This window comes from Nocardia sp. NPDC055321, assembly GCF_053645575.1.
The window spans coordinates 62,204-87,043 of sequence record NZ_JBSHMS010000033.1 but is presented as its reverse complement, the minus strand read 5'-3'; the positions used below and the strand labels follow the sequence as shown (position 1 = coordinate 87,043).

General features: G+C 67.9%; 23 protein-coding genes. 19 read left to right on the top strand and 4 right to left on the bottom strand.

Annotation, left to right across the window (positions count from 1 at the left end):
- The 3 genes from ACWIGI_RS36165 to ACWIGI_RS36155 all read left to right on the top strand — a co-directional run.
- Positions 1-413 (top strand): SDR family NAD(P)-dependent oxidoreductase (locus ACWIGI_RS36165; RefSeq protein WP_454208058.1); only part of this gene is annotated, 413 nt, incomplete at its 5' end.
- Positions 413-1,645, top strand: coding sequence for a CaiB/BaiF CoA transferase family protein (locus tag ACWIGI_RS36160; protein WP_454208057.1), 1,233 nt, complete (start codon positions 413-415; stop codon positions 1,643-1,645). The genes ACWIGI_RS36165 and ACWIGI_RS36160, both read left to right, overlap by 1 nt.
- A 4-nt stretch (positions 1,646-1,649) precedes the next feature.
- On the top strand, positions 1,650-2,432 hold the full coding sequence (locus ACWIGI_RS36155) for an enoyl-CoA hydratase/isomerase family protein (protein ID WP_454208056.1): 783 nt from the start codon (positions 1,650-1,652) through the stop codon (positions 2,430-2,432).
- Positions 2,433-2,494: 62 nt separating this feature from the next.
- On the opposite strand, the gene ACWIGI_RS36150 is transcribed toward ACWIGI_RS36155, so the two are convergent.
- The gene (locus ACWIGI_RS36150; protein ID WP_454208055.1) at positions 2,495-3,403 is read right to left on the bottom strand and encodes an enoyl-CoA hydratase/isomerase family protein; all 909 of its coding nucleotides are present in this window, start codon (positions 3,401-3,403) and stop codon (positions 2,495-2,497) included.
- 55 nt (positions 3,404-3,458) lie between these two features.
- On the bottom strand, positions 3,459-4,154 hold the full coding sequence (locus tag ACWIGI_RS36145) for a hypothetical protein (RefSeq protein ID WP_454208054.1): 696 nt from the start codon (positions 4,152-4,154) through the stop codon (positions 3,459-3,461).
- Positions 4,155-4,265: 111 nt separating this feature from the next.
- Here ACWIGI_RS36145 and ACWIGI_RS36140 point away from each other — a divergent pair, with 111 nt between their 5' ends.
- The 3 genes from ACWIGI_RS36140 to ACWIGI_RS36130 are packed head-to-tail and all read left to right on the top strand — an operon-like array spanning position 4,266 to position 7,359.
- The gene (locus ACWIGI_RS36140) at positions 4,266-5,069 is read left to right on the top strand and encodes an enoyl-CoA hydratase/isomerase family protein (protein ID WP_454208053.1); all 804 of its coding nucleotides are present in this window, start codon (positions 4,266-4,268) and stop codon (positions 5,067-5,069) included.
- Complete coding sequence (locus tag ACWIGI_RS36135; RefSeq protein WP_454208052.1) at positions 5,066-5,854, top strand: enoyl-CoA hydratase/isomerase family protein; 789 nt, start codon at positions 5,066-5,068, stop codon at positions 5,852-5,854. Before ACWIGI_RS36140 ends, ACWIGI_RS36135 begins: the two co-directional genes overlap by 4 nt.
- Positions 5,854-7,359 (top strand): class I adenylate-forming enzyme family protein, encoded by a 1,506-nt coding sequence (locus ACWIGI_RS36130; RefSeq protein ID WP_454208051.1) that lies wholly within the window; start codon positions 5,854-5,856, stop codon positions 7,357-7,359. The genes ACWIGI_RS36135 and ACWIGI_RS36130 overlap by 1 nt, the downstream gene beginning before the upstream one ends.
- Before the next feature lie 76 nt (positions 7,360-7,435).
- Here ACWIGI_RS36130 and ACWIGI_RS36125 read toward each other — a convergent pair whose 3' ends face one another.
- Both ACWIGI_RS36125 and ACWIGI_RS36120 read right to left on the bottom strand, forming a co-directional pair.
- Entirely contained in the window at positions 7,436-9,094 is a 1,659-nt protein-coding gene (locus ACWIGI_RS36125; protein WP_454208050.1) for an acyl-CoA synthetase, read from the bottom strand.
- A 49-nt stretch (positions 9,095-9,143) separates the two neighbouring features.
- Positions 9,144-10,685 (bottom strand): coniferyl aldehyde dehydrogenase, encoded by a 1,542-nt coding sequence (locus tag ACWIGI_RS36120; protein WP_454208049.1) that lies wholly within the window; start codon positions 10,683-10,685, stop codon positions 9,144-9,146.
- 327 nt (positions 10,686-11,012) lie between these two features.
- Between ACWIGI_RS36120 and ACWIGI_RS36115 the strand changes: the two genes are divergently transcribed.
- The 13 genes from ACWIGI_RS36115 (at position 11,013) to ACWIGI_RS36055 (ending at position 24,835) form a co-directional block, all read left to right on the top strand.
- Positions 11,013-11,858 (top strand): alpha/beta hydrolase, encoded by an 846-nt coding sequence (locus ACWIGI_RS36115; RefSeq protein ID WP_454208048.1) that lies wholly within the window; start codon positions 11,013-11,015, stop codon positions 11,856-11,858.
- A 46-nt stretch (positions 11,859-11,904) separates the two neighbouring features.
- Positions 11,905-13,008, top strand: a complete 1,104-nt coding sequence (locus ACWIGI_RS36110) for an NAD(P)H-dependent amine dehydrogenase family protein (RefSeq protein ID WP_454208047.1) — start codon at positions 11,905-11,907, stop codon at positions 13,006-13,008.
- On the top strand, positions 13,005-14,339 hold the full coding sequence (locus ACWIGI_RS36105) for a flavin-containing monooxygenase (protein WP_454208046.1): 1,335 nt from the start codon (positions 13,005-13,007) through the stop codon (positions 14,337-14,339). The genes ACWIGI_RS36110 and ACWIGI_RS36105 overlap by 4 nt, the downstream gene beginning before the upstream one ends.
- Positions 14,340-14,850: 511 nt before the next feature.
- The gene (locus ACWIGI_RS36100) at positions 14,851-15,615 is read left to right on the top strand and encodes an MlaE family ABC transporter permease (protein ID WP_454208045.1); all 765 of its coding nucleotides are present in this window, start codon (positions 14,851-14,853) and stop codon (positions 15,613-15,615) included.
- Positions 15,616-15,617: 2 nt separating this feature from the next.
- Entirely contained in the window at positions 15,618-16,466 is an 849-nt protein-coding gene (locus tag ACWIGI_RS36095; protein ID WP_454208044.1) for an MlaE family ABC transporter permease, read from the top strand.
- Positions 16,467-16,473: 7 nt separating this feature from the next.
- On the top strand, positions 16,474-17,676 hold the full coding sequence (locus ACWIGI_RS36090) for an MCE family protein (RefSeq protein WP_454208043.1): 1,203 nt from the start codon (positions 16,474-16,476) through the stop codon (positions 17,674-17,676).
- Positions 17,677-17,678: 2 nt separating this feature from the next.
- On the top strand, positions 17,679-18,704 hold the full coding sequence (locus ACWIGI_RS36085) for an MCE family protein (protein WP_454208042.1): 1,026 nt from the start codon (positions 17,679-17,681) through the stop codon (positions 18,702-18,704).
- Entirely contained in the window at positions 18,697-19,758 is a 1,062-nt protein-coding gene (locus tag ACWIGI_RS36080) for an MCE family protein (protein ID WP_454208041.1), read from the top strand. Before ACWIGI_RS36085 ends, ACWIGI_RS36080 begins: the two co-directional genes overlap by 8 nt.
- Positions 19,755-20,996, top strand: coding sequence for an MCE family protein (locus ACWIGI_RS36075; protein WP_454208040.1), 1,242 nt, complete (start codon positions 19,755-19,757; stop codon positions 20,994-20,996). Before ACWIGI_RS36080 ends, ACWIGI_RS36075 begins: the two co-directional genes overlap by 4 nt.
- Positions 20,993-22,228 carry an MCE family protein gene (locus ACWIGI_RS36070; RefSeq protein WP_454208039.1) on the top strand — a complete coding sequence of 412 codons (1,236 nt, stop codon included), beginning with the start codon at positions 20,993-20,995 and terminating at the stop codon, positions 22,226-22,228. The genes ACWIGI_RS36075 and ACWIGI_RS36070 overlap by 4 nt, the downstream gene beginning before the upstream one ends.
- A complete protein-coding gene (locus tag ACWIGI_RS36065; protein WP_454208038.1) occupies positions 22,225-23,616 on the top strand; it encodes an MCE family protein in 1,392 nt (463 codons plus the stop codon). Before ACWIGI_RS36070 ends, ACWIGI_RS36065 begins: the two co-directional genes overlap by 4 nt.
- The gene (locus ACWIGI_RS36060; protein WP_454208037.1) at positions 23,613-24,350 is read left to right on the top strand and encodes a hypothetical protein; all 738 of its coding nucleotides are present in this window, start codon (positions 23,613-23,615) and stop codon (positions 24,348-24,350) included. Before ACWIGI_RS36065 ends, ACWIGI_RS36060 begins: the two co-directional genes overlap by 4 nt.
- Positions 24,347-24,835 (top strand): h domain protein, encoded by a 489-nt coding sequence (locus ACWIGI_RS36055; RefSeq protein ID WP_454208036.1) that lies wholly within the window; start codon positions 24,347-24,349, stop codon positions 24,833-24,835. Before ACWIGI_RS36060 ends, ACWIGI_RS36055 begins: the two co-directional genes overlap by 4 nt.
- The last annotated feature ends 5 nt before the right edge of the window (positions 24,836-24,840 follow it).

Below are 24,840 nucleotides of genomic sequence, written 5' to 3'. Positions count from 1 at the left end.
ATATTCACGTGCTCGGCGCGTTCCGGTGCGCCCAGGCCGCGCTCGCCTATCTCCCGACGGACGGCACCGGCCGCATCATCAACGTCACGTCCTCGGCCGGCTTGGTCGGCACCCTCGGGCAGGTCAACTACTCGGCCGCCAAATCCGGCATCGTCGGCATGACCAAGTCGCTGGCGAAAGAGTTGGCGCGCAAGCAGATCACGGTCAACGCTCTCGCTCCCGCCGCCGCGACCCCGATGACCGCGACGATCCGCACCGACCCCAAATTCGCCGAGCAGATGCTCAACCGGATTCCCATGCGACGGTGGGCGGAACCGGAAGAGGTAGCGGGCGCGTTCGTCTTCCTCGCCTCCGACGCCGCCTCCTTCGTCACCGGCCAGGTACTGCCGGTCGACGGCGGGCTGGTGATCTGATGACCGAGTCCAGCACCGGCCCCCTGGCCGGGATCACCGTGGTGTCCCTCGAACAGGCCGTCTCCGCTCCGATGTGCACCCGCACGCTGGCCGACTTCGGTGCGCGCGTGATCAAGGTCGAGAATCCGCGCGGCGGCGACTTCGCGCGTGACTACGACGACGTCGTACACGGTCTCGCCGCGCATTTCGTGTGGGCCAACCGCGGCAAGGAATCGGTCACGCTGAACCTGAAGACCGCGCAGGGCCTGGAGGTTCTGCATCGGCTGCTCGACAGCGCGGACGTCTTCGTCTCCAACCTGGCCCCGGGGGCCACCGCCGCCCTCGGGCTGGACCCGGCCGCGCTGGCCGAGCGACACCCCGACCTGGTGGTCATGGAGATCGACGGCTACGGTCCGGGCGGACCGCTGTCCCACAAACGTGCCTACGATCTGCTCATCCAGGCGGAGTCCGGCGTGTGCGCCATCACCGGAACTCCGGGCGCACCGGCCAAACCCGGGCCACCCCTCGCCGATATCTGCGCGGGTCTCTATGGCGCACTGTCGATTCTGGCGATGCTGCACGGACCCCGGGAACGAACCGGGGGCGGCCAGGCGGCCGGATCTGTCAGCCTGTTCGACACCGCCGCGGAGCTCATGGGCTACGCCCTCACCTACACCCGGCACACCGGTATCGACCAGCAGCCCCTCGGGATGAGTTCGCCCGCGGTCGCGCCGTACGGGGCGTTCGCGACCGCCGACGGCCAGACGGTGGTGCTCGGCACGACGAACGACCGGGAATGGCAGCGCCTGGCCCGCGAACTCGTCGAGCGACCCGATCTGGCCGAAAACCCGCGGTACACAACCAATTCCGATCGCGTTCGCTGGCGCGCCGAGCTCGACGAGGTCCTGGCGCAATGGTGCGCCCGGCACGAACTCGACGACATCCAGGCGCGAGCCGACGCCGCCGGAATCGGCAACTCCCGGTACAACACCCCCGCCGAAGTCGTCGCGCATCCGCATCTCAGCGCGCGCGAGCGCTGGCGGGAGATCGACACACCGGCCGGACCCGTGACCGCCCTGTTGCCCCCGCCGGTGCTCGCCGAGTTCCCCGCGCCGATGGGCGCCGTTCCCGATCTCGGCGAGCACACCGACGGCGTACTCGCCGAGCTCGGCTACTCCGGCCTCGACATCGACCGATTCCGTGATCTGGGGGCCGTCGGCCCGGCCGCCGCACCGGAACCCAGGAAAGGATGACCCCGTGACCGACGAGCCCCTCCTCATCGAGGACGCCGACGGCGTACGCACGCTGACCTTCAACCGCCCGGATCGCAAGAACGCCATCACCATGGCGATGTGGTCCATGCTGCGCGACACCCTGCACGACGCGAGCTACAACCGCTCGGTGCGCGCGCTGGTGCTGACCGGCACGGGCGACGCGTTCTGCTCCGGCGCCGACATCTCCGACGCCGCGGGTATGGACGAGTTCCCGGATCCGAGCCGGGACATGCGCGCGATCAACGAGGCCGTGCTGCACCTGCACGATCTGCCGATTCCCACCATCGCCAAGGTGCGCGGCATCGCGGCGGGCGCGGGCTGGAACCTCGCTCTCGGTTGCGATCTGGTGGTCGCGACGCCCACCGCGCGCTTCTGCCAGATCTTCTCGCGGCGCGCCCTGTCGCTGGATTGCGGCGGCTCCTGGCTGCTGCCCAAGCTGGTCGGCCTGCAACAGGCCAAGCGGCTGGCGCTGCTGGCGGAGATGGTCGGCGCGGCCGAAGCGCGCGACCTCGGCCTGGTCAGCTGGATCAAGGACGAGCCCGAGATCGATGCCTTCGTGGCCGAACTCGCCGGTCGCCTGGCCGCGGGTCCGCCCAAGGCGCTCGCGCAGACCAAGGCGCTGCTCAACGACGGCACCGATCACACGATGCGTGACGCGCTGGCCAACGAGGCTCGGGCGCAGACCATCAACCTCACCGGTCGCGATGTGCTCGAGGCCTTCGCCGCGTTCTCCGAGAAGCGTGCTCCCGTGTTCACCGGCGCCTGAATCTCTCCGGCAGGCAACGACATCGAGGGTCCGGCGCGATTCGCGCCCGACCCTCGGCTCGTTCACGGGCGGGGTGCGATGTCGGGTTCGGGAACGTGGAAGTGCGCGTCGCGCAGCTTGAACGCCTCCTTGGTGCCGTGCTCGGCCCGCGTCTTCACGAAGTTGAATTCCCCGGGTGCGAACTGGAGGTTCGTGCCGAACGCGTGGAACAGGTAGCTCGCCACCTCCTCGCCCTGGTACGCCTGGCTCTGTTCGACCAGCCGGAAGGCCTCCTTCGCGATGACGACACCGTCGGCGGGCATCTTGGCGGCCTTCTCCGCCCAGTACCGGGCGCGCGCGGTCACCGCCGCGGGGTCGCAGGTTTCGGTGAAGACGCCGAGGTGCTCCACCGCGCCCGCTTCGATGATGTCGCCGGTCAACAGCATTCGGCGCGCCAGCACCGGGCCGAGCCGATGGAAGAACAGGTGCAGGCTGCCCAGCGCCGGGCCGAGGAACCGAGTCGCGGGCATGCCCAGGCGGGTGTCCCGCGCGATCACCGAGATGTCGGTCATCAGCGCCATCTCGAATCCACCGCCGAGCGCGTAGCCGCTGATCTCGCCCACGGTGATCTTCGGAAAGCCCATGAAGTTGTGATAGAAGCCGAAGGACTTGCGGTCCACGGTGAGCCGCCGGCGCTGACTGGGCCGGCTCTTGGCCGGACGATCCCCGTTGCCCGGCGCGCGCTCGCCGTACCAGCCGTAGGCGTTGTTCATGTCGGCGCCGGTGCTGAACACGCCTTCGGCGCCGCGCAGCAGCACCGTCGTGATGTCGTCGTCCTCGGCCGCGTCGTCGAGGAAACGCGCGAGGCCGTCCCGCATCTCGGCGTCGTAGGAGTTGCGCTGGGCCGGATTGTTCAGTGTCACGGTGGCGATGCGGCGGTCGGGGTCCACGTCGTAGAACACCCGGCCGTCGGCGGCGCTGGATCTGGTCATGTATCACTTCCTTGTTGTCGTTGCCGGGGCAGCCGGGAGCCGCCCGCGGGGCGTGTCAGCCGATCGCCGTGCGTTGTCCGTAGCGAACCGTGGTCAGCCGATCCAGCGGTATCGCCACCGTGCGCACGGTCGCCGAGCACAGCACCTCCCCGTCCAGGGTGAGGCGGGCGACGGATTCGACACCGCGCTCGACCACGGTGCGCACGATGTCGAACTCGAGCTCGACGAGGATCGGCGTCGGCCGGCGGTAGGTGATCTCGAGCGAGCGCGTCTTGCCGGCGACACCGGACGCACAGCTCTGGTGCAGGACGGCCGCGTCGAAGAAGACACCGAGGAACCCGCCGTGCACGAATCCCGGTGGCCCCTCGTACACCAGCGGGAAAGTGACACGGCCACAGGCGGATTCGGTGTCGATGCGGTCGAACACGTACTCCGGGAAGCAGGGGTTGAAGGCCCCGATGTCGAAGGCGTGGTCCAGATACACCCGCTGGGTCGCCACGCCGGACTCCCCCATCCGCGGCGTCGGATCCGGCGCGACCGCGGCGGCCAGTTCGCCCTCCCACCGCGCCAGGCCGGCCAGCAGCTCGCCGACAGCGGCGTGCTCGTGTTCGAGGGACAGCAGCAGGCCGGTGATCCGGCGCAGCGCCGCCGCGGCGGCGACGGTCTGCGCCAGCGGCTCCTCGCCGAAACGCAGTCGCGGAACGGGCTGCGGGGAGAGGTTGCCAACGGAGCCGTTCCCGTTCTCGACCATCGCTTCTCTTCCTTCGTGGACCTTCGCCGACCTTGGCAGACAACCAGACGGTATTGTCTACTGTATCAGTAACAGTAACTGATTGAACCGGCACGCTCAGGAGGATCGCCCATGCCGTTCGACACCGTCGGCTACGAGGTGGCGGGACATACCGCGACCATCACGCTGAACCGGCCCGAGGCCCTCAACGCGCTCAGCCCCCACATGATCACCGAACTGCGGGCTGCCTATCAGGAGGCCGAGGCCGACGACAAGGTCTGGCTGCTCGTGGTCACCGGCACGGGCCGCGCCTTCTGCACCGGCGCCGACGTCAAGGAGATTCCCGGCGACGGCAAGGTCGTCAACGAGCGCCCCTACCTGTCGACCTACGAGCAGTGGGAGGCGCCGCAGGAGGGCACCCCGCCGTTCCGCACCATGGCCAAGCCGATCCTCGTGGCCGTCAACGGAATCTGCTGCGGCGCGGGCCTGGACTGGGTCACCACCGGCGATATCGTCATCGCCTCCGAGCGCGCCACCTTCTTCGATCCCCATGTCAGCATCGGCCTGGTCGCCGGCCGCGAAGTGGTGCGGCTGGCCCGGGTGCTGCCGCGCACGGTCGCGCTGCGCATGGCGCTCATGGGCAAACACGAACGGATGGACGCGCAGCGCGCGTACGAACTCGGCATGATCACCGAGGTGGTCGAGCACGACCGCCTCCTCGAACGCGCGCACGAGATCGGCGACGTCCTCAATTCCAATGCGCCACTGGCGGTTCGCGGCACCCGGCTGGCCATTGTCAAGGGTCTCGACCTGCCGCTGCACGAAGCCGAGATGCTCGCGGAATCCTTCCGGGAACGCGTCACCCGCACCGCGGACGCGCTCGAAGGGCCTCGCGCCTTCATCGAGAAGCGCACCCCGGACTGGCAGGCCCGATGAACGCCGGCTACACCACGATCCTGCTCGAGATCGATGCCCGGGACCGGGTCGCCACCCTCACGCTGAACCGGCCGGACCGGCTCAACGCGTTCAACCGCACGATGTGCGAGGAGATCCGCGACGCCTGGCATCGAATCGGCCGTGACGATCGGGTGCACGCGGTGGTCCTGCGGGCGGCGGGCACGCGCGCCTTCAGCGCTGGACTCGATATCAAGGAGTCGTACGGGCAGCCCGACAGCATCTGGCACCACGAGGACCCGGGCGAGGCCCTGAGCCCGAAATGGCAGAAGATGTGGAAACCCGTGGTGTGCGCCGTCCACGGACTGTGCACCGCCGGCGCGTTCTACTTCGTCAACGAGTCCGACGTGGTCATCTGCTCCGAGGAGGCCACCTTCTTCGACTCCCACGTCTCGGCCGGACTCGTCTGCGCATTGGAACCGATCGGGTTGATGCGCCGCGTCGGGCTGGGCGAGACGTTGCGCATCGCGCTGATGGGAAACGACGAGCGCGTCGGCGCCGAGACCGCGCTGCGCATCGGCCTGGTCTCGGAAGTGGTTGCCCGAGAACAACTCTGGCCCCGGGCCCACGCTATCGCCGCGGCGATCGCCGCCAAGCCGCCGACCGCGACCCAGGGCACCGTCAAGGCGATCTGGGAGTCGCTGGACAAGCCCTACCGGGCCGCGCTCGACCAGAACCTCATCTACACCCGGCTCGGCAATCCCCTCGCCAAGGCCGAACTCGCCGCGGCAGCGCCGCCGGCTCCGACCCGACCCAGGATCCGGTGATGACCGACAACGACCACTCACTCAGTCGGCGAATCGAACTCGTGCTGGGACTGGCACCCGATACACGCGCCCTCGAGTTCGACGGAACCTGGTACAGCTGGGGGCAACTCGCGGACGCCGCGCGCCACATCGCCGCCCGGCTCGCACCGGGAGGACCGGTCGGCATCGCACTGCGCAATCGACCCGAACACGTCGCGGCGTTCCTCGGCGTACTGCTCGCGGGCGGAACGGTCGTGGTGATCAATCCGGCCCGCGGCGACGATCGCATCCGCGCCGACATCGCCGAACTGGCCTTGCCGCTGGTCGTCGGCGGGTCCGACGATCTGGCCGCGCTGGTGGGTCCCGGCACGCCCACCCTCGCGATCGCCGAGCTGGGATCCGAACGAATACCCGATGGTCTGCGGTATGAGATCGATTCCACCACAACCGGTTCCGGCGTCGCGATCAGGATGCTCACCAGCGGTACGACCGGACCGCCGAAACGGGTCGACATCACCTACGACATGCTCGCCCGGAGCGTCATGGGTGTCGACGGCGATCGAACCGAGGCTCCCACCGCTCCGCGCCCCGGGGTCGCGATCGTCAACGCGCCGCTGGTGCACATCGGTGGTGTCTTCCGTGTCCTGCAATGCGTCGTCGCGGCCCGCCCGTTCGTCTTCCTGCCCCGCTTCGACCTCGATCGCTGGGCCGCGGCGGTGCGCGAACACCGGCCCGCCGCGGTATCACTGGTGCCCGCCGCCCTGCGCATGGTGCTGCACTCCGCGCTCACCAGGGCCGATCTCGACGGGGTCCGGGTGGCGACCTCGGGAACCGCGCCGCTCTCGGCGGCCGACGCCGACGCCTTCCAGGAGAAGTTCGGCATCCCGGTGCTGACCTCCTACGCCGCCACCGAATTCGGCGGCGGCGTCGCGGGCTGGACCCTCGCCGACCACCGCCGGTACTGGGATGCCAAGCGCGGCAGCGTGGGCCGGGCCAGCGGCGGGGCCCGTTTGCGGGTCGTCGACGCGGACGGCGTCGAACTCGGCGCGGATCAGCCGGGCCTGCTGGAGGTCAAACCCGGACAGCTCGGCCCGGACGCGGACTGGATCCGTACCACCGACCTCGCCCGCGTCGACGCGGATGGTTTCCTGTGGATCCTGGGCCGCGCCGATCAAGCCATCATCCGCGGCGGATTCAAGATCATGCCCGACGATGTGCGCGCGGCACTCGAGGGTCATCCCGCCGTGCGCGGGGCCAGCGTCGTCGCCAGGCCCGACGCCCGGCTCGGTGAGACACCGGTGGCCCTGGTCGAGCTGCGCGCGGACAACAGCGCTGATGCCGAAGCCATCCTCGAGTATCTGGGAACCCGATTGGCGCGCTACGAGATCCCCACCGAGATCGTCATCGTCGCCGCCATTCCACGCACACCGTCGGGTAAGCCCGATCTGCGGGCGGTGCGTGCGCGGTTGGGCATCACCGGCGCCGAAGACCCCGTGGGGCACGGGGTCTCACGGAATCAGCGGTAGTTCCTCCGGACTGCCGGAAACCGCCCGGACGCTCGGCCGGATGGCCGGCCGAGCGTCCGGGTGGCCGGGCAGGCACTCAGGTTCCGGAGACGGCCTGCTCACGCGCCCAGCGGTAGTCGGCCTTGCCGGCGGGGCTGCGCTGGATCTCGGGCCGGAACACCACCGCCTTGGGCAGTTTGTATCGGGCCAGGGCCTGGGCGGCGTGCGCGATCAATTCCTCGGCCGTGGCCGTCGCGCCCTCGACCGGTTGCACCACGGCCACCACTTCCTGGCCCCAGCGCTCACTCGGCCGGCCGACCACGAGCACGTCGGCCACCGCCGGATGGGTCGAGATCGCGATCTCGACCTCTTCGGCGAAGACCTTCTCGCCACCGGAGTTGATGGTCACCGCGTCCCGGCCGAGCAGTTCGATGTTGCCGTTCTCGAGGTGCCGGGCGCGGTCACCCGGGAGTACGTACCGAACGCCGTCGATGACCGGAAAGGTCTTGGCGGTCTTGGCCGGATCGCCTTTGTACCCGAGTGGCGTGAACTGCCGCTTGGCGAGCCAGCCGATGCCCTCGTGCCCAGCCTCGAGCACGGACCCGAGGTCCTCGGCGACGACGCGGGTGTCCAGTCCCGCGGTGAATGTACCGGTCGAGACGAAACCCGCCCCCGAGACGTGGGTGAGCTGGGTTCCGGTCTCCGATGATCCGACGCCGTCGAGCACGACCAGACCCGGCACCGCGTCGATCCACTGCTGTTTGACCGCCGGGCTCAGTACGGCGCCGCCGTTGGCGAGCGCCGCCAGCGACGACACGTCGGCCTGTTCCGATTTCACCGCGGCCAGGAGCGGCCGCGCCATGGCATCGCCGACCACGATCGTGATCGCGGCCTTCTCCCGTTCGATGGTGCGGACGATGTCCACGCTGTCGATGCGGTCGACCACGCTGGAGAAGACGATGGTCTGTCCCGTGGTCATCGCCGACAGCAGCGCCCATTGCGCCGCGCCGTGCATCAGCGGAGGCAGCAGCATGAGCCGGACGCCCGGATTGGCCGCGGCCCGCGCGTGGATGTCGTCGTACGAGGCGACGGAGGCGCCGCTGTTGAAATCCCTTCCGCCACATGCCGCCATGTAGACATCGTGCTGGCGCCACAGCACACCCTTGGGCATGCCGGTCGTGCCCCCGGTGTAGAGGACATAGAGATCATCGGGGCAGGGTCGCACGGTCAGCGCGGCCGCGGACGTCTCGGCGATCACCGTCTCGTAATCGACCGCCCCGTCGAGCAATTCGTTGCCCGAATCGTCAGCGATCTGGATCAGCACCCGCAGGTCCGGCAGGTCGGCGCGGATCTCGGCAACGCGCGGCGCGAACGCCGCGTGATACACCAGCGCCGTGGCGCCCGCGTCCGAGAGCAGATGCTGCAGTTCGCCTTTCACATAGCGGTAGTTGACGTTGAAGGGCGCGACCCGGGCGCGGAAGGATCCCACCAGGCTCTCGACGTACTCGTTGCCGTTGTACGCGTAGATGCCGAGCAGGTCCTGCCCGACCTCGTGGCCCGGCAGGACATCGCGCTCGCTGTGGCAGCCGAGCCCGCGGGACTGCAGATACGCCGCCAATCGCTTGGACCGCTCGGCGATCTCGGCATAGGTGTGCCGGCGATCGCCCTGCACGACGAGATCCCGATCCGGCAGGGCCGCCGCGGCGGCGTCGGCGGCATCGGCGAGGGTGAACTGCGGCGCTTCGGGTTCGGACAACATGACTCCTCGGACGTGGGCTTGGTGCGAAAGGCTGGGAACGACGGGCTCACACCGTCGACTCGGTGCCGGGCAACCGGCCCCGCACCCGCCGGCGATTGATCCGGTGCACCGCGCGCAACGCGGTATCGGTGATGCGGGCGAGCCGCGGGCCGAAGGGCGGCGCGGCCACCCCGGTGATCGCGAAGGGCAGATCCGTACCGGCGACCGTGCGCATATGGCTGAACGTGTCGAAACCGGTCTTGCCGTGGTAGGCGCCCATGCCGCTGTGGCCGACACCGCCGAACGGCGCCTTCTCGGAGAACATGTGAATCGCGAACTCGTTGCGCGCGACCCCGCCGCTGCGCGTCGCGCCGACGAACCTGCGGAAGTCGGCGCGATCCGGGCCGTACCAGTAGGCGACCAGCGGCGCGGGCCGGGCGTTGAGGTAGTCGATGACGTCGTCGAGCGCCGCGTACGGGCGGATCTGCAGCACGGGGCCGAAGACCTCTTCGTGCGCGATTCGCATGTCATCGGTGACGTCGCGGACGAGCGTCGGGGCGATCTTGCGGGTGGTGGCGTCCGGCAGGGACTCACCCGGCGGCGCCACCGACAGGACGCGCGCGCCGCGTGCGCGAGCGTCCTCGACCAGGCCCACGATCCGCTCGTAGTTGGCGGCGTCGACGGTCGCGGTGTAGTCGTCGTTGGCCACGATCGAGGGGAACATTCCACACAGGCGTGCGTACAGCGATTCGACGAACCGGTCGATGCGATCTTCGGGGACGAACACGTAGTCGGGGCAGACGCACACCTGGCCGCCGTTCACCATGCGCGCGCGGGCGATTCGGTCCACGGCGCGGTCGAGATCGGCGTCGGCCGCGACGACCACCGGATTCTTGCCGCCCAGTTCGAGGGTGACCGGAACCAGGTTGTCGGCGGCGGCGCGCTGCACCAGCCGTCCGACCGAGGTCGACCCGGTGAAGAACAGATGGTCGAGTGGCAGCCCGGTGAAGGCCGCCCCGATCTCGGGTCCGCCGGTGACCACGGCGAGTTCGGTGGGGTCGAAGTAGGTGGCGGCCAGTCGCCGGGTCAATTCCGCTGTGTGCGCGGTGATTTCCGACATCTTGATCATCACCCGATTGCCCGCCGCGAAGGCGGAAGCCGCCGGGACGACCACCAACTGCAGGGGGAAGTTCCACGGTCCGACGATGCCGACCACGCCCAGCGGTGCGGGCTGCACTTCGGTCCGGATGCCGGAGAATCGCGCGATCGGATTACCCCGCACCGGTCGCATCCACTTCGCGGTGTGTGAACGGGTGTGCTCGAAGGCTGCGAGCATTCCGCTGATCTCGGCGAAGAGGGTGCCGGTGCGCGATCGGGTTCCGAAGTCCCTGGACATCGCCGCCACGTAGTCGTCGATGTTGTCCAGCACCATGGCCAGCAACCGGTCGATGCGGTTGCGCCGTACCGACGCGGACGGTGGCCCGTCCCGCAGGAAGGCACGCCGCTGGGCGTCCAGGATGGCCGACAGTTCCGCAGCCGTGGTCACCGCACCCCCGAGTCGGCCCGAGTCCGCGGGCACGATCGTCTGCTCGGCTGTTCCGGTCTCCATAGGTGTTGTCTCCCCGGTATGCGCGCTGGGCACGAATCTGACGTATCGGGCCGGCGGCAATCGCCACGACGGCACCCTCATCCAGTAAGTCCAACTGTAACAGCGATCGTACGCGGCGCGAAGCGCAACGGACAGACGCGCGAAAACTATCCCATGCTCCATACGGTAATGGTTATAGTATCTGCATATCGAGCTGTGATCCGAAGAAGGAATGCCGACGTGCCGAACTCACTGACCTTCTCCTCTCACGGAATCGATTGCGATGCTTGGCATTTCCCAGGAGAGTGCAACCGGTTCGACACCTCCGCCGGTAGGCCTGCGGTCGTCATGGCACACGGATTCGCGGCGACAAAGGACTGCGGTCTCGACTCCTTCGCACGGGGTTTGGCCGCCATCGGCCTCGATGTCCTCGCCTTCGACTACCGCGGATTCGGCGCCAGCGGCGGTGCGCCCCGCCAGGTGATCTCGCCCGCCGCTCAGGTCGAGGACTACCGGGCCGCCCTGCGCACGGCGGCCACACTGCCCGGCGTCGATCCGAACCGCTTGATCCTGTGGGGCGTATCGCTCTCGGGTGGGACCGTGCTCGAGGTGGCCGCGGGCCGGTCCGATATCGCCGCGCTCATCTCGGTCACGCCCCTGGTGTCGGCATCGGCCGATCGATTCGCCGGCTCGCGGGGCAGCACGGAACCGGCCGTCGCCGGCGGAGCGCCGGCACTGGCGCGGTTACTCCGTCGCGCGCTCCGCGACAAGTACGCCGCTCTCACCGGCGGTGACAGACACCTGACGCCGGCGGTCGGCAGGCCGGGCACAGCCGGGTTGCTCACAGTCCCCGGAGCGTACGAGGACTACGTGTCGATCGCCGGGCCGACCTGGCGCAACGAGGTCAACGCCTCGTTCGCGCTCGACGCCGTCGCGCACCGCCCGCATCGCTTCGCGCCCGCGTTGCGCTGCCCCGCGCTGTTCCAGATCGCCGACCTGGATCGATGCGTCCCCGAGCGCGCCGCGACGCGAACGGCCACCCGCGCCCGCGCACAGGTCCGGCACTACCCGTGCGATCACTTCGACATCTATCCCGGCAAACCCTGGCACGAGACAGTTCGCGCGCACCAGACCCATTTCCTCACAAACGTTCTCACCATCGCCGCGGCCCCCGACGTGGACACCGCCCGGTGATCCACGACATGGCTCCGGCGAGATTCCGCGTACACCAGGAGCACTCATGACCCTGCGGGTAATTCAATGGGCGACGGGGACTGTCGGCAGGCAGGCGGTCGCCGCCGTGCACGACCACCCCGAGCTGGCACTGGTCGGCGCCTATGTCTACAGCGAGCGGAAGACGGGCAGGGACGTCGGGGACATCGCGGGGATCGGCCCGATCGGGGTCACCGCGACCCGAGACATCGACGAAATCCTCGCGCTCGAGGCGGACTGCGTCCTCTACATGCCGCAGGGCGAGATGAATCCCGTGGGCGCGGTGGACGATATCTGCCGGCTGCTGGCCTCGGGCAAGAATGTCATCTCCACGGCGGTCACCGGCCTGATCTATCCCCCCAGCCTCGGTTCGGAGGTCGTGGAACGACTCGAAACCGCCTGCGCGGCGGGCTCGGCGTCCTTCCACGCCACCGGTATCGAACCGGGCTGGGCAGCGGAGGTTCTGCCGCTCACCATCTCCCCACTGCTGCGGCGCACGGATTCGGTCCTGGTCCAGGAGCTCCTGGACTATTCGACCTACGACAGCGCGGCGATGCTCACCGACATCATGGGTTTCGGCAAACACCCCGGCGTGCCGGTGGTGATGGCGGACCCGGCGGCCGCGAGCGCCGTGTTCCGCGCACCGCTGATGCTGCTGGCCGCCGGGCTCGGCGCGGACATCGACGATTTCGTGTTCTCCCGTTCGGTTGCCGTCGCGGCCGAGCCGTTCGAGACCGTCGCGACCCGTATCGAAGCGGGAACCGTTTCAGCGCAACGGTTCTCCTACACCGCGATCGTCTGCGGCCGGCCCGCGCTCACCATCGAGCACATCACCCGAATGCGACACGATCAGGCTCCGGACTGGCCCCGGGGCCGTGGGTGGCGGGTGACGATCGAAGGTACGCCGTCGTTCGTCGTGGACGCCGTGATCGGCGCGCACGACGAGAACGAAGTGGAGCAGAGCTGCCTGGGCACCGCGATGCACGCCGTTCACGCCGTCGTTCCGGTGTGCGCGGCCGAGCCGGGCATCCGCACCTTCCTCGATCTCCCGATCATCACCGGTCGTCATATCCTCGGGCTCGCGGCGACGCCGGGGCTCGCGGCGATCGTATCCCCCCGGGAGCAGAGATGAACCAGCCCAGAGTAGCGATCATCGGAGCCGGAATCAGCGGGCTGACCACGGGAAAGGTACTCGGCGACCGCGGGATCGACTACGTCTGCTTCGAATCGTCGGACCGCATCGGGGGAAACTGGGCGTTCGGCAACCCGAACGGGCACAGCAGCGCCTACCGCTCGCTGCACATCGACACCTCCAAACATCGCTTGTCCTTCAAGGACTTTCCGATGCCCGCGAGCTATCCCGATTTTCCACACCACACCGATATCAAGCGGTACCTGGACTCCTACGCCGACGCGTTCGGACTGCTGGACGCCATCCGGTTCGAGAACGCCGTCGAGAATGCCAGGCGCCTGCCCGAGGGTGGTTGGGAAATCCGTTCCGCGCGTGGGGGTTCGGAGCATTTCGACTTCCTGGTCGTCGGCAACGGCCACCACTGGGATCCGCGCCTGCCGGATTTTCCGGGAACCTTCGCGGGACAGACGATCCATTCGCACTCCTACATCGACCCGTACTCTCCGATCGACCTGCGCGACAAGCGCATCCTCATCGTCGGGATCGGCAACAGCGCCGCCGACATCGCGGTGGAGGTCTCGTCCAAGAGCCTGGGAACCGAGGTCTGGCTGTCCACTCGGTCCGGCGCGTGGATCGTGCCGAAGTACCTGGCCGGCGTGCCCGGCGATCGCTTCTACCGGACCGTCCCGTACATACCGCTGAGCTGGCAGCGCAGGTTCGGGCAGATGTTCACCCCGATCGTCGCCGGACGGCCGGAGAGCTACGGACTGCCGACACCGAATCACAAGATGTTCGAAGCGCATCCGACCCAGTCGGTCGAGCTGCCGCTGCGGCTGGGGTCGGGGGATATCGTCCCGAAACCGAACATCACCGCGCTCGACGGGCACACCGTGCATTTCGCGGACGGATCGAACCACGATGTCGACGTGATCATCTACTGCACGGGATACAACATCACCTTCCCCTTCTTCGACCCCGAGTTCATCAGCGCGCCCGGCAACCGGATCGATCTGTACAAGCGGATCTTCAAACCCGGCATCGACGACCTGGCGTTCGTCGGCTTCGCCCAGCCCGCCCCCACCCTGTTCCCCTTCGTGGAGTGTCAGGCGCGGCTGGTAGGCGCGCATATCGGCGGGGAGTACCGCCTACCCGACACCCGGGAGATGCTGCGGGTGATCGCGGCGGACCATCGTAAGTTCACCGGTCACATGGTCGACCGGGCCCGGCATACCCAGCAGGTGGACTACTACGTGTACGAACGCGATATCCGCCTCCGCGAGCTCCCGGCCGGCCGGCGCCGGGCCGGGTCCGCGAAGCCGAGGATCGCCTGATCCTCGGACCTCTCCGGGCGAGCGGCGCCGGTTTGCCAAACGCCTTCCGGCCAACCAGCCCAACCGGATCAGCGCTCGATCCTGATCAGCGATAGCACCAAATCGTCTCTACCCCAATACATTCGAACCACTCTGTCAACGGCACGAATCAGCACGAGGCACGCGACGGCCGTCGAACCGACGACCCGCGCCAACACACTCGCGGCATCCGCCGGCAGATTCTCCGCACCACATTCCCGATTTCGTTGCCTCGCGGTGGCGGGTCGACTACATTGACTTACTGTAACCGTAACTGTAGAGAAAACATCGACGTAGCCGACCTGCCGCAGCCCTGCCCGGCACACTTCGGGCGAACGGTGTTCCGACGAACTCGGGTCGTGATCCGCTGTGCGAAGACAAAATCCGGATGTGCCGCGTCATCGGCGATGTCCCGTCGGCACACGCGGTCGGGTGAATGTCCCGGGGGCGAGCCCGAATAGGTATCGAGCAGAAGAGTCGAGGGGAGGCTCGAATGAATGAAGTGCTCGCAGTCCCGCTGCGCGCGGTCGGGGAATTCTTCCAATTGTGTGCCGACGTCGTGCGCGCGATACCGCGCCGCCCGTTCCAGTGGCGCGAATTCATCGATCAATCCTGGTTCATCGCCCGGGTATCGATCGTGCCCACCCTGTTGGTCGCCATCCCCTTCACCGTGCTGGTGAGTTTCACCCTGAATATCCTCCTGCGGGAATTGGGCGCGGCCGATCTCAGCGGGGCGGGCGCCGCCTTCGGCGCCATCACGCAGGTCGGACCGGTCGTGACGGTGCTGGTGGTAGCGGGCGCGGGCGCGACGGCGATCTGCGCCGATCTAGGCGCCCGCACCATCCGCGAAGAGATCGACGCGATGCGGGTGCTGGGCATCGACCCGATCCAGCGGCTCGTGGTACCGCGGGTACTGGCCTCGATTTTCACCGCGCTGATGCTCAACGGATTGGTGTGCACCATAGGCATAGTGGGCGGATTCTTCTTCTCGGTCTTCATCCAGGACGTCAATCCGGGAGCGTTCGTCAATGGCATCACGCTCCTGACCCATCTCCCCGAAGTCGTTATCTCCGAGGTGAAGGCGGGCATGTTCGGATTGATCGCCGGACTGGTGGCGTGCTATCTGGGCCTGAACGTCAAAGGCGGCCCGAAGAGCGTCGGCGACGCGGTCAACCAGACCGTGGTCTTCGCGTTCATGGCGTTGTTCGTCGTGAATGTCGTCATCACCGCCGTCGGCATCAGTTTCACGGTGAAGTAGCGATGTACGTTCTCCGCTCGCGAATCCCGCGCACCGTACGCACTGCACACCGGCTGTCGACCGCTGCCGACGCCCTCGGCAACCAAGCGCTCTTCTATATCAGAACACTCGCCTCGATCCCCCGCGCACTGCGAAACTACCGCACCGAGACGATCCGGCTGATCGCCGAAATCAGCATGGGCACAGGAGCATTGGCCGTCATCGGCGGCACCGTGGTGATCGTCGGGTTCCTCACGCTCTTCACCGGCGGCACCATCGCGATCCAGGGCTACACCTCACTGGGCAATATCGGCATCGAAGCGCTGACCGGATTCTTCGCCGCCTTCATCAACGTCCGGATCGCGGCGCCGGTGATCTCGGGCATCGGACTCGCGGCCACCATCGGCGCCGGCACGACCGCGCAGCTGGGTGCGATGCGAGTGGCGGAGGAGATCGACGCCCTGGAGTCGATGGGCATCCGGCCGCTGCCCTACCTCGTCGGCACCCGGGTGGTCGCGGGCATGATCACCATCGTCCCGCTCTACGCGCTGGCGGTGATCGCGTCGTTCGTGGCCAGCCGATTCGCCACGGTCGTCATTTTCGGGCAGTCGGCGGGCGTCTACGACCACTACTTCTCGACCTTCCTGCAGCCCACCGACCTCACGTGGTCGTTCATCCAGGCGCTGGCCATGGCCTCCGCCGTGATGATGATCCACACCTATTACGGCTACCACGCCGCGGGCGGACCGGTCGGGGTCGGCATCGCGGTTGGCAACGCGGTGCGCGCGTCGCTGGTCGCCGTGGTCTCGGTAACCCTGCTGATCTCACTTGCCGTCTACGGCACGTCCGGCAACTTCCATCTCTCCGGATAGGACCACGATGCGATCAAGGCACACTTCTGCCCGAATCCTCGGGGCGTTGCGGGGCGGGCTCGGCCTCAAACTCGCCGGACTGGGGATGGTGCTGACGCTGGCGGCAACCGTCGTGTTCGCGCTGACAGCGTTCGCCGGTGGGTTCACCGCGTCGGTCACGATCCTGGTGGACTCGCCGCGCAGCGGTCTCGTCCTCGATCCCGATGCGAAGGTGCGGCTGCGCGGTGTCGAAATCGGCCGGGTGGACGAGGTGATCCAGCGAGCCGACGGCGCGACGCTGCGGCTCGCCGTCGATCCCGGCCAGCTGCGATTCGTGGGATCGGACGCCCATGTCGACATCCGGTCCACCACCGTATTCGGCGCGAAGTACGTCAATTTCGTGTCACCGCCCGGCCGGCCGGCCGAGCCCCTGCGCCCCGGCACGCGCATCACCGCCGACCGGGTGACCGTCGAATTGAACACCCTGTTCCAGCATCTGAGCACGCTGCTCGCGGCGATCGAGCCCGAGAAGCTGAACGCGATCCTGTCCGCGCTGGGGACCGCGCTGGACGGCCGCGGCGAGAAGCTGGGTGACATGCTGACCGGCGCGGGAAGCTATCTGCGCACACTGAATCCGGCGCTGCCCACGCTGCGCGACGATCTCGACAAGACCGCCGCGGTCGGTGAACTGTACGCCGATACCGCCCAGGATCTGCTCGACACCGTAGCCAACGTCACCGCGACGGCCCGGACACTCGACGAGGAGCGCTCGAATCTCGACGAGTTGCTGGTGAACATGATCGGGGTCGCGACAACCGCGGGAACGACGCTGCGGGACAACGAGAATCAGTTGGTCACCGCGCTGGATCTGCTGCGCCCGACCACCGGGCTGCTGTCCGAGTACTCGCCCGCGCTGTACTGCCTGATCGTCGGGGTCAGCAAGTCCCTGCCCGCGGCCGAGGAAGTTTTCGGGGGCAACGGCCCGGTCATGCTGTCCGCGAGCTTCATGCCGGGCACCCGGCGCTACACCGCCCCCGACGATCTGCCGAAGGTCAACGCCACCGGCGGCCCACACTGCGCGGGAGTGCTCGACCGGGTGCCCGGCAGCAACGCCGACTACCTCGTGGTCGACACGAGCGAGGGCGCGCCCTACGTACCGAATACCACCCTGACCTTCAACGCACCGAAAGTCTTCCAATTGCTGTTCGCGGGATTGCCGGGGGTGAGCTGACCATGCGCGGCATCGGTACGCCGATCAAACTCGCCGTATTCGCCACGGTTATGGCGATGATCTTCGCCGGTCTGGTCGTGGTCTTCGGGCAGATACGCTTCGCCCCGGCGAGCGACTTCCGGGCCCTGTTCACCAGTTCCTCGGGCATGCTGCCCGGTGCGAAGGTACGCATCGCCGGGGTTCCGGTCGGGACGGTCACCTCGGTGGAACTCGGCCCGGATTACCTGGCGCACGTGGGTTTCCGGGTGGACAGCGAGCATGTCCTGCGCACGAGCACCCGCGCGGCGATCCGCTACGAGAACCTCGTCGGGGACCGGTATCTGGAGCTGCTGGACGGCCCGGGTGAGGCGCGCGAGCTCGCCGCGGGCGCCACCATCGACGTGGAGCACACCGCACCGGCCCTGGATCTGGACATGCTCCTCGGCGGGTTCAAGCCGCTGCTGCGCGGCCTGGATCCCGACCGGGCGAACAACCTCACCGATGCCCTGATCCGGATCTTCCAGGGGCAGGGCGGGAATCTGGTGTCGCTGTTGAACGACGGCGGGTCGTTCGCGCAGACACTCGGTGATCGAGACGCGCTGATCGGCAGCGTGATCGACAACCTCAACACCGTGCTGGCCACCATCGACGAACGCGGTGACCAGTTCACCAGCACCATCACCGAGATCCGGCGGCTGGTGTCGGGCCTGGCCGCCGATCGCGACGCGATCGGCGAGGCCATTCCGCGGATCGCCGGTGCGACAGGGGATCTCACCGATCTGCTGGCGCAGTCGCGGCCGGATCTCCGGGCGACCGTAGAGCAGACCAGCCGCGTCGCCGGACTGATGAACGAGGGCAGTGACACCATCCAATGGGTACTGGATCGATTGCCACAGACCTATCGCGATCTCATCCGGATCGGTTCCTACGGTTCGTTTCTGAACATGTACATGTGCTCGGTGGTCTTTCTGGTGGACGGGCCGAACGGCACGACCAACGAGATCGCGATACCCGGCCAGCAGACGACGGGCCGGTGCGCGCATGAGTGACAGGAGATCTCCGGCGACCACGGTCGGCATCGTCGGCATCGTCTTGGCGGTGACGATCACGCTGTGTGCGCTGCAACTGAACCGGATGCCGTTCCTTCGTTCAGGCGCGAGCTTCACCGCCTACTTCGCCGACGCGGGCGGGCTGGTCGCCGGCGACGCGGTACAGGTCGCGGGCGTGCGGTCGGGCCGGGTCGAATCGGTGAAGCTGTCCGGGACCAAGGTCGAGGTTCGGTTCAGCCTCGAGGAGTCGGTCGTGCTCGGCGACCGGACATCCGCGGCGATCAAGACCAATACGGTGCTGGGCCGCAAGTCCATTCAGCTCTATCCGGAAGGCTCGGGCGCGTTGCACGCCGACGACGCCATCCCCCTGGAACGGACCAGGTCGCCGTATTCGCTCAACGAGGCGCTGACGGACCTCGGCGGCACCGTCAAGGAACTCGACACCGACCGCCTCGATCAAGCCCTCGACGAGCTGTCGGCGACGTTCGCCGATACACCCGCGCCGGTGCGGACGGCGCTGGACGGGATCACCGCCCTGTCACAGACCATCAACAGCCGCGACGAAGCGCTGACCCAATTGCTTTCGCGCGCAAGGAATGTCACCTCGGTGTTATCCGAGCAGTCCGGACAGATATCGGCGCTGCTCACCGACGGCAATGCCCTGCTGGGTGAGCTCCAGGCCCGGCAGGCCGCGATCGGACAGTTGATCATCAATCTCAACGGACTGGCACAGCAGTTGTCCGGGATGGTGAACGACAACATCGAGATCCTGGCGCCGGCCCTGGTCAAGCTCAACGCCGTACTGGCCCAGCTCGAAAGCAATCGCGACAACATCGCGTCGGCACTGGCGGGCCTCGGTCCGTACGCGGCCGCGCTCGGCGAGCAGGTCGGTAGCGGCCCGTATTTCCAGGCCTACGTCCACAACCTCAACAGTCCGCTGCTGCATGTCCTGGTCGACGCGCTGACCTGGCCACAGAACCTACCGGAGTCCCTGCGGGCCTACTTCGACCCATTCCCCTCCATCACCCCGGGAGCCCAGGAGCCGCCGCGATGAAGCTGCCCAATGTCGTACAGCGGGTGGGCAGGCCACCGCGCTGGGTGCTCGTGCTCACGGTGGCCGCGGTGCTCGCCGCGGTCGCGATGCCGCTGTGGTCCCGGGTGTCGGCGATCGGCACGACCACCATCGTCGCCGACTTCCCCGCCACGACGGCCCTGTACCCCGGGGACGAGATCCGGGTGCTCGGCGTTCGCGTGGGAACCATCGACGCCATCGAACCCGCCGCCGATCGCGCCCGGGTGCGCATGACCATCGATCGCGGCGTCGAGTTGCCCGCGGACGCCCGCGCGCTCCTGGTGGCGCCCTCGCTGGTCTCGGCCCGATTCATTCAATTGGCCCCCGCGTACGGCGGCGGGCCGAAGCTCGCCGACGGGGACACGATCGGCTTGGACCGCACGGCGATTCCGGTCGAGTGGGATGACATCAAAGCCGAGCTGGCCCGGCTCTCGACCGCTCTGGGGCCGGTCGGACAGGATGACAAGGGCTCGTTCGCCCGATTCATGGATACCACCGCTGCCAATCTCGACGGCAACGGCGACCGTATGCGCGAGACCATCCGGGCCCTGTCGGCCACGTTGACCACGCTCTCGGACGGCCGCGCGGACCTGTTCGGCACGATCCGCAACCTGCAGCAGTTCGTCGAAGTGCTCTCCGGCAGCAACGAACAGATTGTCCAGTTCGGTGGACGCCTCGCCTCGGTCTCCTCGGTGCTCGCCGGCGTCGAAACCGACCTCGGTTCGGGGCTGGACAACCTCGACGGTGCGATCGCCGACGTGCGGCGGTTCCTCGACAGCAGCGACACCCAGCTCACCGAGAGCGTGCAACGCCTGGCCGCCGTCACGCAGATCGTGATGGACAATCGTTCCCTGGTCGAGCGCGTATTGCATTCCGCTCCAACGGGATTGGCGAACTTCTACCGCATCTACAAACCCGCGCAGGGCAGTCTCTCCGGGGCGGTCGTGCTCAACAACTCGGCCAATCCGTTCGCGTTCCTGTGCGGCTCGGTGCAGGCGGTGGCCACCGCCAATTCCGATCGCAGCGCCGATCTGTGCCGGCAATACCTGGCCCCGGTCATCGACTCGCTGGCCATGAACTACCTGCCGATCCTGGCGAATCCGGCCAGCGCGGTGGAGGCCCTGCCGAGCCAATTGGTTTACAGCCCAGCGGAATTGGGCGCTGCGGCGACTCCCCCGGCGAACCTGACGGATCTGATGCTGCCCGGTGGTGCCCGGTGACCGGCCGCCGCGGCGTTCACCCGCTGACCCGCAGAATCGCGGCCGCCGCCCTCGGATGTGTACTGCTGGCCGGCGTCGCCGGGTGTGAATGGGACGGCCTGAACTCGCTGCCCATGCCGGGCACCGAGGGCACCGGCCCCGGGTCCTGGCAGGTGCGGATCGAGATGCCGAATGTGACCACCCTGACCGAGAATTCGCCGGTTCGCGTGGCCGACGTCGTGGTGGGAACCGTCGCCGACATCGGTGTGGAGAATTGGCACGCGCTGGTGACCGTCACCCTGAATCCCGATGTCGAGCTACCGGCCAACGCCATCGCACAGGTCGGTCAGACCAGTCTGCTCGGCAGCAATCACCTGGAGCTGAGCGCACCGATCGACACCGCGCCGGTCGGCCGTTTGCGAGACGGCGATCTGATACCCCTCGCGCGCGCCGGCCTCTACCCCACCACCGAACAGGTGCTGTCCTCGCTGTCGGTCGTGCTGACCGGCGGTGGTATCACCCAGCTCGAGAGCATCACGCGCGAACTCGATTCCGCGCTGAGCGGGAACGCGGAGGGAATTCGTGACCTGCTGCCACAGCTGAGTGAACTCACCGCCAATCTGCGGGCCCAGACGGGTCAGATCATCGCGGCCATGAACGGCCTGGACCGGCTCGGCACCCAGCTCGCGAACCGGCGCGAGGTGCTGGCCGAGGCGCTCGATGTCCTGCCGTCGGCGGTCGGGATGCTCGCCGACAGGCGCGCGCAGATCACCACGGCGATCACCGCCCTCGGTGATTTGAGCGGTGTCGTCGATCGCATCGTCGACAGCGGCGGCGCGAACCTGCGCGCGAACCTGAGCAATCTGGTGCCGGTGCTGCAGCAGCTCGGGGACACCGGCGGCCACCTCACCGAATCATTGAAGATGCTGCTGAGTTTCCCGTTCCCGATGAAGAATCTCGGCCAAGCCATCAAGGGCGACTACATGAACCTGGCGGTCACCGTCGACCTCACCGGCAAGCGGTTGGACTCCAGCTTCCTCACCGGAACCCCGCTGGGCGGGCGCTTCGGGGGCATCGAAGGCGTCCTGGGTGGTTTCGTGCCCGAGACCGCGGGCCAGGGTGGCAATCCGGCGATCGGACCACTGCAGGCGCCCGCCGTGCCTACGCTGCCGATCCCCGGCCTGCCGGCGATCCCCGGACTGCCGGCGATCCCCGGACTGACCGTGCCGCTGACAGAGGGGACGCCACGATGAAGCTCACTCGATTCGTCCGCATCCAGCTCACGATCTTCGGTCTGCTCACCGTGATCGGACTCCTGATCATGGGCGGGACCTACATGCGGGTGCCCGCCGTGTTCGGCATCGGCCGCTACGACATCACCGTGCAACTCGCCGGGACCGGGGGGTTGTACGAGACCTCGAACGTCACCTTTCGCGGGACGAAAGTCGGTGTGGTGAAGCAGGTCCGGCTCACCGAGGAGGGCGTATCGGCGCAGGTCTCCCTCGACAGCGACTACCGTGTGCCGGCCGATGTGCACGCCTGGGTTCGCAGCGTGTCCGCGGTTGGCGAGCAGTACCTGGATCTCGTTCCACCCGAGGGGGATTCGGACGCCGCGCTGGCGGACGGTGACGTCATTCCGGTGCAGCGCACCGGACTTCCGCAGGATGTCGGCGCGCTGCTGGATCAGGCCGACCTGCTGCTGGCCGGGATCGCCGACACCCGGCTGCGCCGCGTGCTCGACGAAGCCTTCCGCGCCTTCAACGGCACGGGCCCGGAGCTGCAGCGATTCATCGATTCCGCAGCCCTGCTCGTGCAGGAGGCCCAGGACAGTGCGGAACCGACGGTGCAGCTGCTCGAACAGTTGGGTCCGCTGCTGGACACCCAGACTCGCTCGGATGCGGCGATCCGTTCGTGGACAAAGGATCTCGCCGCCGTCACCGACCAGCTCCGCGTCCACGATCCCGCCCTGCGCGGCATCCTGCGACACGGTCCCGGCACGATGCAACGAGCAGGAGCGCTGTTCGCCGAGCTGCAGCCCACGCTGCCTATCCTGCTGCGGAACCTGGTGGGTGTCGGCCAGGTCGCGGTGACCTATCACGCGGGGATCGAACAGGTTCTGGTGCTGTATCCCCCACTCGTCGCCGCCTTGATGACGATCATCAGGGGACCGTCCGAATACGGGGCTGCCGTCGATTTCGTGGCGACCGTGGGTGATCCGCCCGCGTGCACCACCGGCTTCCTGCCTCCGGAGCAGTGGCGCGACCCCGGCGACCTCACACCGATCGACACCCCCGACGGCCTGTACTGCAGGATTCCGCAGGACGCGCCCGAGGCGGTACGAGGCATCCGCAACACTCCCTGTGCGGAGTTCCCCGGGGTCCGGGCGCCCACACCGGAGCTGTGCCGCACCGGGTATGAGCCGCTCGGACCCAATCCCGAACCGTTCGGCAAGGCCGAGCCCGCCACCACGGCGCCCGCGAGCTATGGCGCCGCACCCGCGTCCGCGCAGGCCTATGACCCGGCGACCAGGGCATATACCGGCTCGGACGGACGAACGTACCAGGTACGCGATATCGCGCCGGGTGGTTCCGGAACGGTACCCGCCAGCTGGCAAGCGATGCTCGAGGAGCAGCAGCGATGAAATCCGACAATCCCGGTGCCCGTGCGGGCCGCCGCCGTGTCAATCGGGTGGCCGGCCTACGGGTGGCTGCCACGATCACCACTGACGCCGTAGCCGAACCCGATCCGATCGCAGCGCCGTCCGCCGCCGAGCCGCCGGCCGATACCGCCCCGGCCGCCGGCTCGGCGGCGGGGGAACTCACCGTCGACACAGCCGAATCCTCGACGGTGGCCGCCGATTCACGGCTGTCCCGGCTGCGTGCACGCCCGCGCGGGACGGCTCTGCCGGCCGGCGCCGCGTTGTCGCTCGTGCTCGTGGTCGCCGCGATCGCATCGACCGTCGCGCTGTACATCGGCACCCACGGCGACAACGACGGCGACCGCCGCCGCACCGAATACGTCGATACCGCCCGGCAGGCGATTCTCAACCTGACCACGATCCGGGCGGACTCCGCCCAGGCCGACATCGACCGAATCCTGGCCGGCGCCTCGGGCGAGTTCAAAAGCGAGTTCGACGGTCGGCTCGACCCCTTCCGCGAGGTCGTGCAGCAGGCACAGGTCGTCTCGACCGGCGAGATCATCGAGGCGGCATTGGAACACGACGGCGACAGTTCGGCGGTGGTGCTGGTCGCCGCCAAACAGACGGTGACCAACGCCGGTCAGCCGGAAGCGCAGCAGCGCTACTACCGGTTCCGAGTCACCGTGGACCGCACCGACAGCGGGTTGACCATCTCGAAAGTGGAGTTCGTGGCATGAGACTCGATCGCATCCGAAACGCGGCGGCGGTACTGACCCTGGTGGCGGTCGCAGCCGTGATAGTGCTGGGCATCAACGCCTTCCGCTACGTCGATCAACGCGATGACGACCAGCGCAGGCAGGATGCGGTCGACGCGGCGAGCCGGACGGTCACCGCCATGTTCAGCTACGACCACGCCACCGTCGACACCGAACTCCCCAAGGCCGCCGATGGACTCAGCGGCGACTTCCGGTCCGACTACCTCCGGCTCGTCCACGACGCGATAGCCCCGGGGGCCAAGGAGAAGAAGCTCACGGTGAAGGCCACCGTGGTGGCGAGCGGGATCATCTCCGACGACAGCACGCACGCCGTCGTGCTGCTGTTCCTCAACCAGCTCACCACCGGAGCCGACACACCGCAGGGCACGTCGACCGGTAGCAGGGCCCGCGTCTCGCTCGTCGAGGAGGACGGCCGGTGGTTGATCTCGCAGGTGACACCGATCTGACCCAC